This is a genomic window from Streptomyces sp. NPDC030165, assembly GCF_055573595.1.
The window spans coordinates 142,480-157,975 of the sequence record NZ_JBVIBD010000021.1; the positions used below are offsets into that span (position 1 = coordinate 142,480).

The following is a 15,496-nucleotide window of genomic DNA, read 5'->3' on the forward strand; positions in this document are numbered from 1 at the left end:
CGCCGGGCCATCAGCCTCAACGCGCCGCGCGCAGTTCCAGGTCGGCGACCAGCGCCCGGTGATCCGTGCCCGCCAGATCCAGGAAGCGCGCCGCCCGGGGACGCAGAGCGCCGCCGGCCAGGATGTGGTCGATCTGGGCGCCCAGTACGGGGGTGGTGCGGGCGGGCCAGGTCGGGGTGCGGGGGCTGCCGGTCGCGGGGGCGCTGTCACGGAGACCGGTGTGCAGGACGGACCGGAAGGCGGCGTGGTCCTGGGAGGAGTTGAAGTCGCCCGCGATGATGAGCGGTTCGCGGCCGCGGGCGGCCGCCAGGTCGCGGAGGCGGCCGAGTTCGGTGCGCCAGGTGGTCAGGGAGGCGGGCAGTGGCGGCATCGGATGGGCGACCTGGAAGCGCAGGCGGTGGCCGGAGACGGTGACGGCCGCGCGGGGCATGGCGAGTTCGCCCGCGACGCCGCCGTCCGGGCGCAGCGGGAACCGGCTCAGTACGGCGGAGCCCTCGGACGCGCCGTGCCCGGCGAGCAGGCGGAAGGGGTAGGCGGCGCGGACGGCCGCGGAGTCCAGGGCGGTGGCGCAGCGGTCCGGGTCGCACTCCTGGACCGCGACGAGGTCGGGGCGCTCGCGGCGCAGCGTGGCCAGCAGCGCGTCCGTGGCGCGGCCGAATTCGAGGTTCGCGGTGAGGACGCGGAGGCGGGCGAGGGGCGGGCCGTGCGGCGTGGGGGCGTCGTCGCCGTACGGCCGGACGAACGCGGTCAGGCCCAGCAGTACGGCGGCGGCCCAGCACAGGCCGGGCCGCCAGCGGGCCGCGAGGGACAGCGCCAGGCCCAGCCCGGCGGGCACCAGCAGCCAGGGCAGGAAGGCGAGCAGTTGCGGTACGGGCGTCACGCCGTCCGAGCCGGCGGCGCGGAAGAGCAGCGGGACGGTGGCGACGAGCAGGAGGGCGGCCGCGCCGGCCGCGGCCGTCCGCCTGCGCCGCCGTGGTGCCGCGCCGGCCGCAGCGGCCGATGAATTCCCCGTCGCCATAGGACGATGGTGCCGTACCGGCTGCCGTGCGTGAGGTGACTCACGAGGACGCTTGGGGAATTCTTGGCCGAATGGCGGAGGGGGCGGCGGGCCGGGTATGGCATGATTCTGTGGTGAGGATGCCGGAACGCACGGCATCCGGTTTGTGTCCGCGCGAGCGAGGAGGTGATCGGGATGAGTCCCGAAGGAAGTCCTTGCCGCAGCGTTGCGGTGCCGATCTGACGGCACCATTCACGGTGTTTCGACCGGCCGGAGCGGGCGGTCTCGGCATGTCCCGGTGTGCCCGTCGGCGTTGAGCGCCGGCCTGCCCCGGTCGACGTGCCCGGTCCGACCCGGTTCCGTCCGATGTGTACCGCTGTGTATCGGGCGTTCCATGCGGTCGGGGCCCGGTCAGGTCCGGTCCCGGTCGGTGTGCCCTGCGGTTCCCTCTTTCCGTGCGGCCTTTCCGCACGTCGTTCACCTGACCCCGGGCGCGTAAAAGCGCGCGGCCGCGACACGGTGCATTCCGGCGTGCGTGAATTTCCGCGCGTCCGGTAATTCCGTAATTCTCGTTCCGTCGCGATCGCTCTCGATCGCCGAATTCCCCGTGCCAGGCCGCGCGCCACCGGGGCATGCCGTCATGCCCCGGCACCGCCGTGTCCTCGTACGGACGGAGGTCTGTCATGACCAGCCTGCTCACCCCCGAGAAGCTCGCTCCGCCGGGCCGCCGCCCGCGCCGGGAGCGCCGGGCCGCCGAACTCGAAGCCCGTACCCGTGCCGTCGGCGAGAACCTGGCCGCGATCAGCGCGCGCCCGGCGGCCCGGGTGCTCCAGGACCTGCGCGCCGGCCGCGACGGTCTGCTCCAGGAGAACGCCGAGGCCCGCCTGGAGCGCGACGGCCACAACGTCATCGCGCACGAGCGGCCCCCGCGCTGGTACGTGCAGCTGGCCAAGGCGTTCTGGAACCCGTTCATCCTCGTGCTCACCGCGCTGGCCGCCGTCATGTCCGCGCAGTGGCTCCAGGTCGCCGACGAGGAGCCCTTCGACCCGAAGATCCCGATCCTCGGCGCGATGGTGCTGATCAGCGCGCTGCTGCGGTTCTGGCAGGAGTACCGCTCGGGCAGCTCGGCCGCCGCGTTGCGTGCCCTGGTCACCACGACCACCGCCGTACAGCGCAGGGCCGGCCGGACGCAGGCGCCGGCCACCGTGGAGGTGCCGGTGGCGGACGTCGCGCGCGGTGACATCGTCAAGCTGGCCGCGGGCGACCTCGTACCGGCCGATCTGCGGCTGCTGAACGCGAAAGACCTGATGATCGCCCAGGCCGCCCTCACCGGCGAGTCGCTGCCCGTCGCCAAGGCCGACACACGGGACCTGGACGGTGGCCGGCACGCGACCGCCGACCCGGTGGAGGCCGACAACCTGGTGCTGGCGGGCACATCCGTCACCTCAGGCACCGCGACCGGGGTGGTCGTGGCCACCGGCCCGGACACCTACTTCGGGTCGATGGCCGGCTCACTGACCGGCGAGCGTCCGGAGACCAGCTTCGACGCCGGAGTGAAGAAGGTCAGCTTCCTGCTGATCCGGTTCATGCTGGTGATGGTGCCGCTGGTGTTCGCCGTCAACGGCCTCACCAAGGGCGACTGGGCCGAAGCGGCCACCTTCGCGGTGGCCGTCGCGGTGGGCCTGACGCCCGAGATGCTGCCGATGGTGGTCACCACCAACCTGGCGCGCGGCGCGGTCGCCATGGCCCGGCGCAAGGTCGTCGTCAAGCGCCTGAACGCCATCCAGAACCTCGGCGCGATGGACGTGCTGTGCACGGACAAGACCGGCACCCTCACCGAGGACCGCGTCGTCCTGGACCGCTACCTCGACGTACGCGGCCGCGAGGACGGCGAGGGCCGCGAGGTGCTGGAGCTCGCCTACCTCAACAGCCACTTCCAGACGGGACTGCGCAACCTCCTGGACCAGGCCGTCGTCGACCGGATGCACGAGGCCGAGGAGGTGGTCGTCGACGCGCGGTTCACGCTGGTCGACGAGGTCCCCTTCGACTTCGCGCGGCGCCGGATGTCGGTGGTGCTGCGGCGCGACGGCCTCGAAGGCCCGGCCGACGGGCACATCATGGTCACCAAGGGTGCGGTCGAGGAGGTCCTCGCGCTGTGCACCCACGTCGTGGACGGCGGACAGCGCGTGGAGCTGACCGACGCGTTGCGCCGCCAGGCCGCGCTGACCGCCGAGAACCACAACCGGCAGGGCCTGCGGGTGCTGGCGGTGGCGACCCGTACGCTGCCCGCCACCCGCGACACGTACGGCGTCGCCGACGAGGCGGAGCTGACCCTGCGGGGCTTCCTGGCCTTCCTCGACCCGCCGAAGCAGGACGCCGCCGAGGCGCTGCGGGCGCTGGCCGGCAGCGGCATCGCCGTCAAGGTCGTCACCGGCGACAACGAGCTGGTCGCGGCGCGGGTGTGTGCCGACGTCGGCATCGAGGTGGGCACCGTCGTCACGGGGCCCTGCCTCGACCTCCTCGACGAGCCGGAGCTGGCCGCGCTGGTCCGTACGACCACCGTGTTCGCCAAGGTCAACCCGGTACAGAAGGCCCGCATCGTCCGCGCGCTCCAGGGCGCCGGGCACACCGTCGGCTTCCTCGGCGACGGCATCAACGACGCGGCCGCGCTGCGCGAGGCGGACGTCGGCATCTCGGTCGACACCGCCGTCGACATCGCCAAGGAGTCCGCGGACATCATCCTGCTGGAGAAGGACCTGACCGTCCTCGGACAGGGCGTCCTCCAGGGCCGCCGGACCTTCGGCAACACCATCAAGTACCTCAAGATGACGGCCTCCTCGAACTTCGGGAACGTCTTCTCGGTACTGGCCGCCTCCGCCTTCCTGCCGTTCCAGCCCATGCTGGCCACCCAGCTGCTCGTGCAGAACCTCTGCTACGACATCTCGCAGCTCGCCACGCCCTGGGACCGGATGGACGAGGAGTACCTGCGCAAGCCACGGACCTGGGACGCCCGGGGCATCGGACGCTTCATGCTGGTCCTGGGCCCGACCAGCTCGGTCTTCGACATCACCACGTTCCTGCTGATGTGGCACGTCTTCGGGGCGGACAGCGAGGCGCACCAGGCGCTGTTCCAGTCCGGCTGGTTCGTCGAGGGGCTGCTGACACAGACGCTCGTGGTGCACATGCTGCGCACCCGCAGGATCCCGTTCGTACGGTCCCGGGCCACCTGGCCGGTGCTGCTGATGACCGGCCTGGTCATGGCGTTCGGCATCGCCCTGCCGTTCTCGCCGCTGGCCCCGGCGCTCGGCCTGCAGGCCCTGCCGCTGAGCTACTTCCCGTGGCTGGCCGGGACGCTGCTGGCCTACTGCCTGCTGACCCAGGGCGTGAAGACCTGGTACATCCGCCGGTTCAACACCTGGCTGTGAACCGCCGAAGAGACAAGGGGGCCGCCCGCGGGCGGCCCCGCCCCGGCGCACGGATGAGGAGCGCGGATCATGGTGAACGAGTGGCAGCTGGCCGGCAACATCGCCGCCGGCCTGGGTTTCGGCGCGGTCATCGGCCTGGAACGGCAGTGGCGCGCCCGCATGGCGGGACTGCGCACCAACGCGCTGGTCGCCGCCGGTGCCGCGCTGTTCGTCCTGCTGTCGCAGTACGGCTTCGCGGCCGCGACCAGCACCACGGGCTACGACGGGTCGCGGGTCGCCGCGCAGATCGTCTCCGGCATCGGCTTCCTCGGTGCCGGCGTCATCATGCGCGACGGACTGAGCGTACGCGGCCTGAACACCGCGGCCACCCTGTGGTGCTCGGCCGCGGTCGGCGCCCTGGCGGGCACCGGCCTGTACGTGGTCGCGGCGCTCGGCACGGCCGGAGTGGTGGGCGCGAACCTGGTGCTGCGGCCGCTCGGCCGGCGGATGGACCGGGAACCCGGGGGCGGCGCGGAGGTCGCGACCGACTACTACTTCGAGGCGGTGTGCACCGAGCCCGAGGAGGCGCACATCAGGACCCTCGTCGTCCAGGCCGTCAGCCGCCCCGGCTTCCGGCTGCGGGCCGTGCACAGCCGCGACGACGGCGCGTCGCGGGACGACGGTACGCCGCCGAAGGTCACCGTCGCCGCCGAGCTGACCACCGAGCGGCGCGACGACAGTCTGCTCGAAGAGGCGGTCAGCAGGCTGTCGCTGGAGCCCGCGGTGTCAGCCGTGAGCTGGACCGTGCTGAACAACCCGGACGGCGGGGAGGCGGATTACGACGGGAACTACGATGACGGGTACCGCGGCCGGCGCCGCCACCGGGTGCGGGACTTCTTCACGGGGTCGGGTGGCCCCCGGCAGCGGTCCTGACGGGCCCGGCGGGCCGGGCAGCCCCGGCAGCGGGCCCGGCGGCCCGTCGCGTAAAACCGGGTGACGGCGCGCGGGCCCTGGAGCTAGCGTCCTTCACGTGAGCACCGACATACGGGACATCCCCGAAGCACATGTCGACCGGGCCCTCGATCTCGCCTACCTCGCCTTCCACGAGAAGACCGGCGACGCCACCCGCAAGCGCCACCGCGAAGCGTTGCTGCGCTGCGAGCGGGTGGGCGCGTACGACGACGAGGAGGTCGTCGGCTTCGCCGCGGCGCACCGCCTGGGCCTCTCCGTGCCGGGCGGCGAACTCCCTGCCGCCGAACTGGACTTCGTCTCCGTCGCGCCCACCCACCGGCGGCGCGGCGTGCTGACCGGCATGATGGGCGAACTGTGGCGCCGCTGCGCCGCCGACGACCGGCCGCTGGCCTGCCTGTGGGCGTCGGAGGACGCGATCTACGGCCGCTTCGGCTTCGGCCCGGCCACCGAGGCGTACAGCGTCGAGATCGACACCACCCGGCCCCTGCACCTGCGCATCACGCCCGACCCGCGCCCGCTGCGGCTGATCGCCCCGGCGGACGCCGTCGGCGTGCTCGCGCCGCTGTACGAAGCGGGCCGGGCGCGGCGCGGCGGACGGCTCTCCCGCGACGAGGCGTGGTGGCGGCGCGCGCTGCTCTCCGGCGACGAGGGCGGCGACGACGGCAAGGACGGCCCGTCGCGCATCGTCGTCCTCGGCGACAAGGGCGCGCCCGCCGCCGGATACGTCGTCTACCGGGTGGGGGAGAAGGGCACCGTCACCGTCGAGGAGATGGAGGCGCCCGACGCGCCGGCCGCCGCGGCGCTCTGGTCCTACCTCGCCTCCATCGACCTGACGCGCAAGGTACGGGCCTGGGCGATCGCTCCCGACGACCCACTGCTGCACTTCGCCGCCGACCGCGACCAGGTACGCGTCACCGGCCAGTTGCCCGCGCTGTGGCTCCGGCTGGTGGACGTGGCCCGGGCGCTGACCACCCGCTCCTGGGCCGCTTCCGCCGACCTGGTCCTGGAAGTGCGCGACGCCACGCTGCCCGCCAACGCCGGCCGCTTCCGGCTGACGACGGACCCGTCCGGCGCCGCGTACGGGCCCACGGGCGACCCGGCCGATCTGACCCTGGACGTACGGGACCTGGCGGCCTGCTACCTCGGCGGCGTCCCGCTGCGGCGGCTGGTGCGCGCCGGACTGGCCGAGGAGCATACGCCGGGTGCGGCCCGGTCGCTGGACGCCGCGCTGGAGACGGAACACCTGCCGTTCACCGGGGATGACTACTGAGCGGGCCGCCGAGAGGGACCTGCGCAGTGGCCGGAAGCGGCGCACCGTGCCGCACCCGCCGTTTGGGCGGGCCGCGGCCGGGCACCCGGCGCCGTGTTCCGAGTCCCGATCGTGCGAAGGAGCGTTCCATGAGCGACATCTGGGGCTACCCGGCCGCCGCCGGCCACACGGCCGGCATGGACCTCGCGGGATTCAAGGTCGAGGCCACGGACGGCAGCATCGGCAAGGTCGACAAGCACTCCGACGAAATGGGTTCCGCCTGGATCGTGGTCGACACCGGCGTCTGGATCTTCGGCAAACACGTCCTGCTGCCGGCCGGCGTCGTCGCGTCCGTCGACACCGCCGAGCGCAAGATCTACGTCTCCCGCACCAAGGAAGAAATCAAGAACTCCCCGGAGTTCGACAAGGAGAAGCACCTCGGCAACCCGGACTACCACCAGCAACTGGGGTCGTATTACCAGCCGCATCACAAGTGACAGGACTCCTCGCAGGCGGCCGCATGACGCGGGACGGCAGTCCTGTCGCGTGATGCGGCCCCTGAGCCAGGGTTCGCTGGTTTCGGGCGGGGCCCTCGGGCCCCGCCCCTTGTCATTTCGCGCTGTCCAGTGCGCGGCAGTGCCGTGCGTTTCTCCGGCGATACGCTGCCCACGACGATGCCGGGGCCGACGGGACCGGGCGAGCAGGTGCGCACCCTCGCGCTCGGTGTGTCGTCGCCGTCACAGACTTCGATACGGGCGACGGGCGACCACAGCCCGGAGATGGTTTCGAAGTCGCGCCCGCCCTGGCCGTGAGCGTCACACCCGCGCGCCCTTGCCCAGGTTCGCCGGACCGTCGTGGACCCTCCGGTACCAAGCGGCGACGGCTTGCTTGTAGCCGTCGGGCATGTTCAGTCCCGGCACCTGATCACTGGTGAACATGCCGAGTTGCCGGTGTTCGTGGCTGACGACCGGCGGCCGTCCGGGAGTCAGCAGAGTGCAGCCATAGGTCACGATCAACACGCGTCGCCCAGGGACGGGCTGGTAGATCCACGCGCCGCCGTCGATGAGCGGACCGGCTTCGACCTCCCAACCGGTCTCCTCCTGGATCTCGCGCTCCAGAGCCGCCTCCGGACTGCTGTCCGGCAGCTGGGCACCATCGGGACTGCCGATCTCCAGGCGGCCTCCGGGCAGCTCCCACTCGTCACGCTCGTTCCGCAACAGCAGCACGTGATGTCGCCCGTCGAGTGCGACGCCTTTCACGGAGACGGGCCGGAGCGGCGGCGTGTACGTCATTACCGTCCCCTTGTCACGCTGTGCGAGCCGGGCCTTCGGAACGTAGCAGGGTCTCATCAGCCCACCCACCCCAACCGGTATGCTCCGGTCGACAATCCGTCGCTTTACCCGGCGGCATACTCAGAAGCCGCAGACACCGCGCGCCCCTCACGGCAGCAGTCCCGCCCTGCGGGCCGCCACCACTGCGTGCAGCCGTGAGTGGACTCCCAGTTTGCGCATGGCGGAGCGCAGGTAGCTCTTGACCGTTTCCGGGCGCAGTCCCAGTCGTTCCGCGGCCGCTGCGTTGGTCGCGCCCGTGGCCACGCATGCCAGGACGTCCACCTCGCGCGGCGCCAGTACCGTGCCGTCCGTACGGACGCACCCGGGAGCGGAGGCCGCCGCCAGCCGTCCGCACGCCGTCAGTACCTCGTGGCGGAGCGCGGGGTCCGTGATGCGCTGTGCCAGGGCCCGCAGGTCGCCGTGGGCCTCCCGTACCTCTTCCCAGGCCGCGGGGCCGGCGGCCGCCGGCTGCCTGGTGACCGACAGCAGGCGCTGCGCCTCGTCCTGGAGGAGCAGGGCCTGTTCCAGTTCGCGGGCGGCCTGCATCGCGGCGGACAACGGGCGGTCGCCGAGTCGTACCGGGTGGCGCAGCGCACCGTAGAGGACCCCGCGTACCCGCCGACGGACGACGACCGGCACCGCGAGCACGGAGTACAGCCCTTCGGCCGCCACGGCGGCGTCGTACTCGTGGCTGATGACGGCGGACGAGTGGTAGTCGGTCACCGCGAAGGGCCGGGTCAGTACCGCCGCCTTGCCTCCCAGGCCGTTGCCGTGCCGGACGGCGAGTCCGTGCAGCGCGGCGGATCTGGCGCCCGTCAGCTCGCTGATGCGGTAGCGGCCGGTGTCGTACCGCAGCCCGCCGAACGCCACCGGCAGCCCGCTCGTCCGCCGCAGCCGCAGCAGCGCCGCCCGTACGTCGGCGGAACCGCCGCACTCTGATTCGACCCGCACGCCGAAACCTCCGCTTCCCCCCGTTCGGGGGTGGTGAGACCTGCGTCACCGATTACACGATGACGGTAGGCGGTGCGGCAATGAGGAGGACACATGGCGGACACGGATACGACAGGTGCGACGGGTGGTACGGACGGTATGGGGGAGGTTGCCCCTGTTGTGGAAGTGGCGGGAGGAGCGGTGAACGTGGTGGGAGCGGCGGATGCCGACCCGACTGGGCCGGGAGCCAGGACCGGAGCCAGGGCTGGAACGGGCACCGCGACCGGGCCCGGCACCGGTCCCGCGGCCACAGCCGCCGACCCGGCCGCGGAGTTCCGTGCGGCGCGGGACTTTCTCCTGCGCCATCGTGAGGACTACGACGGCGCCCGCGCGGGCTTCGTCTGGCCCCGCCCCGCGTACTTCAACTGGGCGCTGGACTGGTTCGACCGCATCGCCGACGGCAACGGCCGCACCGCTCTGCACATCGTCGAGGAGGACGGCGCCCACACCCGCCGCACCTTCGACGAGCTGCGCCGCGTATCGAACCGGGCCGCCAACTGGCTGGCCGCCCAGGGCGTACGCGCCGGTGACCGGATCGTGGTGATGCTCGGCAACCAGGCCGAGCTGTGGGAGACCGCCCTCGCGGCGATGAAGCTGCGCGCCGTCGTCATCCCCGCCACCCCGCTGCTCGGCCCGCTCGACCTCGCCGACCGTGTCGAGCGAGGCCGGGCCCGGCACGTGCTCGTACGGGCCGCGGACACCGGCAAGTTCGCGGATGTTCCCGGTGACTACACGCGGATCGCGGTCGGCGGCACCGAGGGGGCGGAGGGCTGGCTCGCCTACGAGGACGCGTACGCCGCCTCCGAGACGTACGAGCCCACGGGCCCCACCCGGGCCGACGACCCCTTGATGCTCTACTTCACCTCCGGCACCACGGCCCGCCCCAAGCTCGTCGAACACACCCACACCTCGTACCCCGTCGGCCACTTGGCGACGATGTACTGGATCGGCCTGCGGCCCGGCGACGTCCACCTGAACATCTCCTCGCCCGGCTGGGCCAAGCACGCCTGGTCCAACCTCTTCGCCCCCTGGAACGCCGAGGCCACCGTCTTCCTCCACAACTACACCCGCTTCGACGCGGCCCGGCTGATGGCGGAGATGGACCGGGCGGGCGTCACCAGCTTCTGCGCCCCGCCGACCGTGTGGCGGATGCTCATCCAGGCCGACCTGACGGCCCTGAAGAACCCGCCGCGGGAGATCGTCGCGGCCGGTGAACCGCTCAACCCGGAGATCATCGAACGGGTACGCGAGGCGTGGGGTGTCACCATCCGCGACGGCTTCGGGCAGACCGAGACGGCCGTCCAGGTGGCCAACACCCCTGGTCAGGCCCTCAAGCCGGGCTCGATGGGCCGCCCCACCCCCGGCTTCGAGGTCGTCCTGCTGGACCCGGTGACCGGCGAGCCGGCCGACGAGGGGGAGATCGCCCTCGACCTGTCGGTCCGGCCGGTGGGCCTGACGACCGGTTACCACGGCGACCCGGAGCGCACCGCCGAGGCGATGGCCGGCGGCTACTACCGCACCGGCGACATCGGCTCGCGCGACGGGGAGGGGTACATCACCTACGTCGGCCGGCGCGACGATGTGTTCAAATCCAGCGACTACAAGGTTTCACCCTTCGAGCTGGAGAGCGCACTGCTGGAGCACGAAGCCGTGGCCGAGGCCGCCGTGGTGCCCGCCCCCGATCCCGTACGGCTGGCCGTGCCCAAGGCGTACGTGGTGCTGGCGGCCGGCTGGGAGCCTGGACCGGAGACCGCGGCGGTGCTCTTCGCGCACTCGCGTTCGGTGCTCGCCCCGTACAAGCGTGTGCGGCGGCTGGAGTTCGCGGACCTGCCCAAGACGGTCTCGGGCAAGATCCGCCGTGTGGAACTGCGTGAGCGCACCGCCGCAGAGGGCGGCGGCTCCGCCGAGTACCGAGAGGAAGACCACCGATGACCGATATGAGCAGGTCACCGAGCCACCCACCGGGCCCCCGGGAGAGCGGCGCCGAGCACCTTCGGGAGGCGTACGCGCGCGGGGAGACCGACCGGCCGCTGCTCGACCGCACCATCGGCGCCGACCTGGAACGCGCCATCAGCCGGTTCGGCGACCGCGAGGCGCTGGTCGACGTGGCGGGCGGGCGCCGCTGGACGTACGCGCAGCTGGGCCGCGCGGTGGACGAGGTCGCGCTCGGCCTGCTCGCCAAGGGCGTGCGCAAGGGCGACCGGGTCGGCATCTGGGCGCCCAACTGCCCCGAGTGGGTGCTGGTGCAGTACGCCACCGCCCGCATCGGCGCCGTCATGGTCAACATCAATCCCGCGTACCGGGTGCACGAATTGGCGTACGTGCTCAAGCAGGCCGGGATGAGTGTGCTGGTCTCCGCCGTGGCCCACAAGAGCAGCGACTACCGGCGGATGATCGAGCAGGTACGGGCCGAGAGCCGGGCCCTGCGCGACGTGGTCTACATCGACGACCCGACCTGGGACGGCCTGCTGGCGGCCGGCGCCGGCGTGCCGCAGGCGAAGCTCGCCGCCTGCGCGAAGGAGCTCTCGCCGCACGACCCGGTCAACATCCAGTACACCTCCGGCACCACCGGCTTCCCCAAGGGCGCCACCCTCTCCCACCACAACATCCTCAACAACGGCTTCTGGGTGGGCGAGACGGTCGGCTACACCGAGCACGACCGGGTCTGCCTGCCGGTGCCGTTCTACCACTGCTTCGGCATGGTCATGGGCAACCTCGGCGCCACCTCGCACGGCGCCTGCATCGTCATCCCGGCGCCCGCCTTCGACGCGGCGGCCACCCTGCGGGCCGTCCAGGAGGAGCGCTGCACCTCCCTGTACGGCGTGCCGACGATGTTCATCGCCGAACTGGACCACCCCGACTTCGCCACGTACGACCTGTCGTCGCTGCGTACCGGGATCATGGCGGGCTCGCCGTGCCCGGAGGAGGTGATGCGGCGGGTCGTCTCCGAGATGCACATGGCCGAGGTCTCCATCTGCTACGGCATGACCGAGACGTCCCCGGTCTCCACCCAGACGCGGCGCGACGACGACCTGGCGCACCGCACCGGCACGGTGGGCCGGGTGCTGCCGCACATCGAGGTCAAGGTGGTGGACCCGGCGACCGGCGCGACCGTACGGCGCGGCGAGCCGGGCGAGCTGTGCACCCGCGGCTACAGCGTGATGCTGGGCTACTGGGAGGAGCCGGAGCGTACCGACGAGGCGATCGACGCGGAGCGCTGGATGCACACCGGCGACCTCGCGGTGATGAACGACGACGGCTACCTGCGGATCGTCGGCCGCATCAAAGACATGATCATCCGGGGTGGTGAGAACGTCTATCCGCGCGAGATCGAGGAATTCCTCTACACCCACCCCAAGATCGCGGACGTGCAGGTGGTCGGCGTCCCGGACGCCAAGTACGGCGAGGAGATCGCCGCCTGCGTCATCCTGCGCGACTCCGCGGACGGGCTCACCCGCGACGAACTGGCCCGCTTCTGCCGCTCGCGCCTGGCGCACTACAAGGTGCCGCGGTACGTCCACGTCCTCGACGCCTTCCCGATGACCGTCAGCGGCAAGGTCAGGAAGATCGAGCTGCGGGAGCGGCTGGCGGCGGAGGCGGAGCCGGTGCGGCCGGCGGACGCGGGCGCCGCGGGGCCGGTCGAGGCGGCTCAGGCATAGCGCCTTTCCGGAGCGGTACGGCCGGGCCGCGCGCCGTGGGATCAGGCGCGGCCCGGCCAGTCCAGCGCCAGCTGTTGCGCACGTGGCAGCCGCGCCACGATCAGGTCGTACGAGTCCTCGATCATGTCCAGGACCAGCCGGTCGTCCAGCGCGCCCGCCAGCGCGACGGTGTTCCAGTGCCGCTTGTTGAGGTGGTGGCCCGGCACGATCTCGGGATGCGCGGCCCGCAGCCGCTCCGCCAGATCGGGGTCGCACTTCAGGCTCACGCTCAGCGGCTCGGCGTCCAGGCTGCTCAGCGCGAAGATCTTCCCCCCGACCTTGAACGTGCACACCTCACGGTGCCCGGGGAACGGGAACTCCTCGGTCGCCCCGTTGAAGTCCAGGCAGACGGCCCGCAGCCGCTTCGCGTCGAACATACGGCCATTATCGCGCGACCGGAACACGCTGCCCCGGCCGTGCGCCGCACCCGCCGGCACGGGGCACCGCCGTCTCGCAGCGGCCGCCGTCACGGCGCGGGCGGCAGCGGTACGGCGGTCAGTACGGCGGAAACCAGCACCACCGCCGCAAGCGTCACCACCTCCGCACGCGCCGGCCCGGTCGCCGCCCCCGGCAGCGCCGCCTCCCGCCGCAGCCGCCTGCGGGCGGCCAGCGCCAGCCCGCTCACGACCAGCACGAGCACGAGCTTGGCCAGCAGGACACGGCCGTACGCCGTGCTGAACGTCTCCGCGAGCGGCAGCCGCCGCAGCGTGCTGCACACGCCGGTCACCGTGATCGCGGCGAACAGCAGCGCCGCCGGTCGCGCGTACCGCATCAGCAACTCCCGCCCCGCCGCCCCGTCGTGCCGCCAGTGCCGCCGCGTCCGCAGCACGTGCAGCAGGCCACCCGCCCACAGCGCGGTCGACGTCAGGTGGACGAGGGTGAGCGCGACGCCGGTCTCCGGCGTGCCGGTCTCGGGGTGGGCCCGCAGCGCCTCGCCGAAGACGACGGCGGCCAGCGGAACGCCGGCCCACCCCGGACGCCTCGAAGCGGCACACAGCGCGGCGAGCAGGAACGCGTTGGCCTCCAGGAGCGCCGGCAGACCGGACCGGGTGGCGTACGCGTCGACGAGTGCCGGCCCCGACAGCCCCGCCAGCGGCGAACCGCTCCCCGCCACCAGCAGCAACTGCCCCACGGCCGCGGCCACTCCCACCCACGCGGCCCGCACCGACCAGCCCCGGGGCAACCCCGCCGGCGCGCCCCGCACACCCCGCGCGAGCCGCGCCCCGGCCAACTCGCCGGCCTGCACACACAGCGCGGCCAGCAGGACCGCCCGCAGCAGAGCGGTGGCCCCGTCCCCGGGTAATCGGATCTCGTACGACTCGTCGACCACCAGCCCCGTACCGAGCAACGGCACGAGTACGACGACGCAGCCGGCCGCGGCGACGGCACAGACCCGCCGGGCGGGGGAGAGGCGCGGGAGCGTACGGCCCGTCGTCCCCTGCGCGCCGGACGGATCGCCCCCGCCGGTGCCGGTCACGAGGGAGCCAGGGGTGGGCCGCGAAGCCGGTTGACGTGGATTCATCCCGTGATGCATCCCGCGATCGTCCCCGGCAGCCGAAGCACCGGGCAAGCGGGGGACCTCCGCGGGTCACCCGACCAGGCCACCGGCGTGCGGCTGCCCGGGTTCAGCCGTCCCGCCGCATACACACCCGCTCCCACCGGTCCAGCCCCAGCTCCGCTTCCCGGCGGCGGATCGCGCGAAGGCCCTGGGTGATCTCCGCTTCGTCCAGGACCCGGAAGCCGATCCGGGCGTAGTACGGGGCGTTCCACGGCACGCCCGCGAAGGTGGTGAGCGTGACCGACGGCAGCCCGCTGTCCTGCCGGGCCCGCTCGATGAGCACACGGCCGAGCCCGCGCCGCGCGCCGTCCGGATGCACGGAGACCTGCTCGATGTGCGCGCTACCGTCGACCGGCTCCCACAGCAGATACGCGAGCGGCGCCTCATCCGGTGCCGCCCCGGCACAGGCGACCAGCGCCCGGCCTGCCCGCTGATAACGGGTCAACTCCGCCAAGGACGGCGGCTCGTCATCGGCGATCCGCCCCATGCCCACAGCACGGAACGCCTCTCCGGCCGCACGCTCGATGTCCCGCAGCACGGGAAGATCGCGCGGCACGGCCGCACGGATGACGGGGCAGGTCTCAGTTGCGTTCATGGAAGCACCGTCGCAGGCAGGCCGGCGCACCGCAGCCGATTTTCGGCTGCGGTGCGCCGGCCTGCGGTGGCTCGCACCTCGTACGGCGCCGGCTGTGCGAGCCGGAGCGCACCACGCCGATGACGTGCCGCCACCACGCCCACCGTGTCCGCGGCGTCGAGCGCGATGTCAACGCCGGCGGAGTTCACCAGCCGCGGAAGAACCCCGGCCCGGGCCCTCAGCCGCGGTCGTGCCCGTCGCCGGTTGGGTCAGATCGCGAACCAGACCCGCTCGATGCGCTCGGGACCCACTTCGTAGAGGGCCACGGCGGTGCGCTCCTCGTCACCCATGAAGCCGGTCACGCGCTCCTGATCGATGACGATGCGGCCGTGTGTGACGCGCGAGACGAGTTCGGCGTGCAGGTCGGGGCTGGCGGCGAAGAGCTTGGCGTAGCGCTCGCGGAAGGCGGGGCCCGACCGGTCGGTGAGGATCTCGCCCGAGGGAAAGGCGTACACGGGTATGTCCTCGGCGTAGTAGCTGAGGAATGTGCTGAGGTCGCCCGCGTTGTAGGCCGCGAGCTGGCCGTCGACGATCTCCTCGGGGGACATGGGAAGCTCCTTCCAGTACCCGGCCGGCACGTGCGTGCGGCGGGCGCGTGTGCGGTGGACGATCATACTGGCGCTGACCCGGCCGGTCCGGCGGCAGTCAGGGAACGTGGGGGCT

At 72.5% G+C, this 15,496-nt stretch carries 13 protein-coding genes; 6 read left to right on the forward strand and 7 right to left on the reverse strand.

Annotated elements, in window-relative coordinates:
• Window positions 1-16: 16 nt before the first annotated feature.
• Window positions 17-1,018, reverse strand: coding sequence for an endonuclease/exonuclease/phosphatase family protein (locus tag ACZ4Z1_RS32470; protein ID WP_468490240.1), 1,002 nt, complete (start codon window positions 1,016-1,018; stop codon window positions 17-19).
• 662 nt (window positions 1,019-1,680) lie between these two features.
• On the opposite strand from ACZ4Z1_RS32470, the gene mgtA reads away from it, so the two are divergent.
• From mgtA to ACZ4Z1_RS32490, 4 genes are all read left to right on the forward strand, one after another.
• Window positions 1,681-4,422 carry a magnesium-translocating P-type ATPase gene (mgtA, locus tag ACZ4Z1_RS32475; RefSeq protein ID WP_468490241.1) on the forward strand — a complete coding sequence of 914 codons (2,742 nt, stop codon included), beginning with the start codon at window positions 1,681-1,683 and terminating at the stop codon, window positions 4,420-4,422.
• A 69-nt stretch (window positions 4,423-4,491) separates the two neighbouring features.
• Entirely contained in the window at window positions 4,492-5,334 is an 843-nt protein-coding gene (locus ACZ4Z1_RS32480) for an MgtC/SapB family protein (RefSeq protein ID WP_468490242.1), read from the forward strand.
• A gap of 97 nt (window positions 5,335-5,431) precedes the next feature.
• Window positions 5,432-6,643 carry a GNAT family N-acetyltransferase gene (locus ACZ4Z1_RS32485; RefSeq protein WP_468490243.1) on the forward strand — a complete coding sequence of 404 codons (1,212 nt, stop codon included), beginning with the start codon at window positions 5,432-5,434 and terminating at the stop codon, window positions 6,641-6,643.
• A gap of 128 nt (window positions 6,644-6,771) precedes the next feature.
• Complete coding sequence (locus ACZ4Z1_RS32490; protein ID WP_468490244.1) at window positions 6,772-7,119, forward strand: PRC-barrel domain-containing protein; 348 nt, start codon at window positions 6,772-6,774, stop codon at window positions 7,117-7,119.
• 318 nt (window positions 7,120-7,437) lie between these two features.
• On the opposite strand, the gene ACZ4Z1_RS32495 is transcribed toward ACZ4Z1_RS32490, so the two are convergent.
• Entirely contained in the window at window positions 7,438-7,914 is a 477-nt protein-coding gene (locus ACZ4Z1_RS32495; protein ID WP_468490245.1) for an NUDIX hydrolase, read from the reverse strand.
• 147 nt (window positions 7,915-8,061) lie between these two features.
• Window positions 8,062-8,904 carry a LuxR C-terminal-related transcriptional regulator gene (locus tag ACZ4Z1_RS32500; RefSeq protein WP_468490246.1) on the reverse strand — a complete coding sequence of 281 codons (843 nt, stop codon included), beginning with the start codon at window positions 8,902-8,904 and terminating at the stop codon, window positions 8,062-8,064.
• A 336-nt stretch (window positions 8,905-9,240) separates the two neighbouring features.
• Between ACZ4Z1_RS32500 and ACZ4Z1_RS32505 the strand changes: the two genes are divergently transcribed.
• Together ACZ4Z1_RS32505 and ACZ4Z1_RS32510 are read left to right on the forward strand one after the other, a co-directional pair.
• The gene (locus ACZ4Z1_RS32505; RefSeq protein ID WP_468490273.1) at window positions 9,241-10,875 is read left to right on the forward strand and encodes an AMP-binding protein; all 1,635 of its coding nucleotides are present in this window, start codon (window positions 9,241-9,243) and stop codon (window positions 10,873-10,875) included.
• A complete protein-coding gene (locus ACZ4Z1_RS32510; protein WP_468490247.1) occupies window positions 10,872-12,602 on the forward strand; it encodes an AMP-binding protein in 1,731 nt (576 codons plus the stop codon). Before ACZ4Z1_RS32505 ends, ACZ4Z1_RS32510 begins: the two co-directional genes overlap by 4 nt.
• Window positions 12,603-12,643: 41 nt before the next feature.
• Here ACZ4Z1_RS32510 and ACZ4Z1_RS32515 read toward each other — a convergent pair whose 3' ends face one another.
• From ACZ4Z1_RS32515 to ACZ4Z1_RS32530, 4 genes are all read right to left on the reverse strand, one after another.
• The gene (locus tag ACZ4Z1_RS32515) at window positions 12,644-13,018 is read right to left on the reverse strand and encodes an MmcQ/YjbR family DNA-binding protein (RefSeq protein WP_468490248.1); all 375 of its coding nucleotides are present in this window, start codon (window positions 13,016-13,018) and stop codon (window positions 12,644-12,646) included.
• An 89-nt stretch (window positions 13,019-13,107) separates the two neighbouring features.
• On the reverse strand, window positions 13,108-14,118 hold the full coding sequence (locus ACZ4Z1_RS32520) for a CopD family protein (RefSeq protein WP_468490249.1): 1,011 nt from the start codon (window positions 14,116-14,118) through the stop codon (window positions 13,108-13,110).
• A 148-nt stretch (window positions 14,119-14,266) separates the two neighbouring features.
• Complete coding sequence (locus ACZ4Z1_RS32525) at window positions 14,267-14,794, reverse strand: GNAT family N-acetyltransferase (RefSeq protein ID WP_468490250.1); 528 nt, start codon at window positions 14,792-14,794, stop codon at window positions 14,267-14,269.
• A 248-nt stretch (window positions 14,795-15,042) separates the two neighbouring features.
• Entirely contained in the window at window positions 15,043-15,381 is a 339-nt protein-coding gene (locus ACZ4Z1_RS32530) for a nuclear transport factor 2 family protein (protein WP_468490251.1), read from the reverse strand.
• Between the last annotated feature and the right edge of the window lie 115 nt (window positions 15,382-15,496).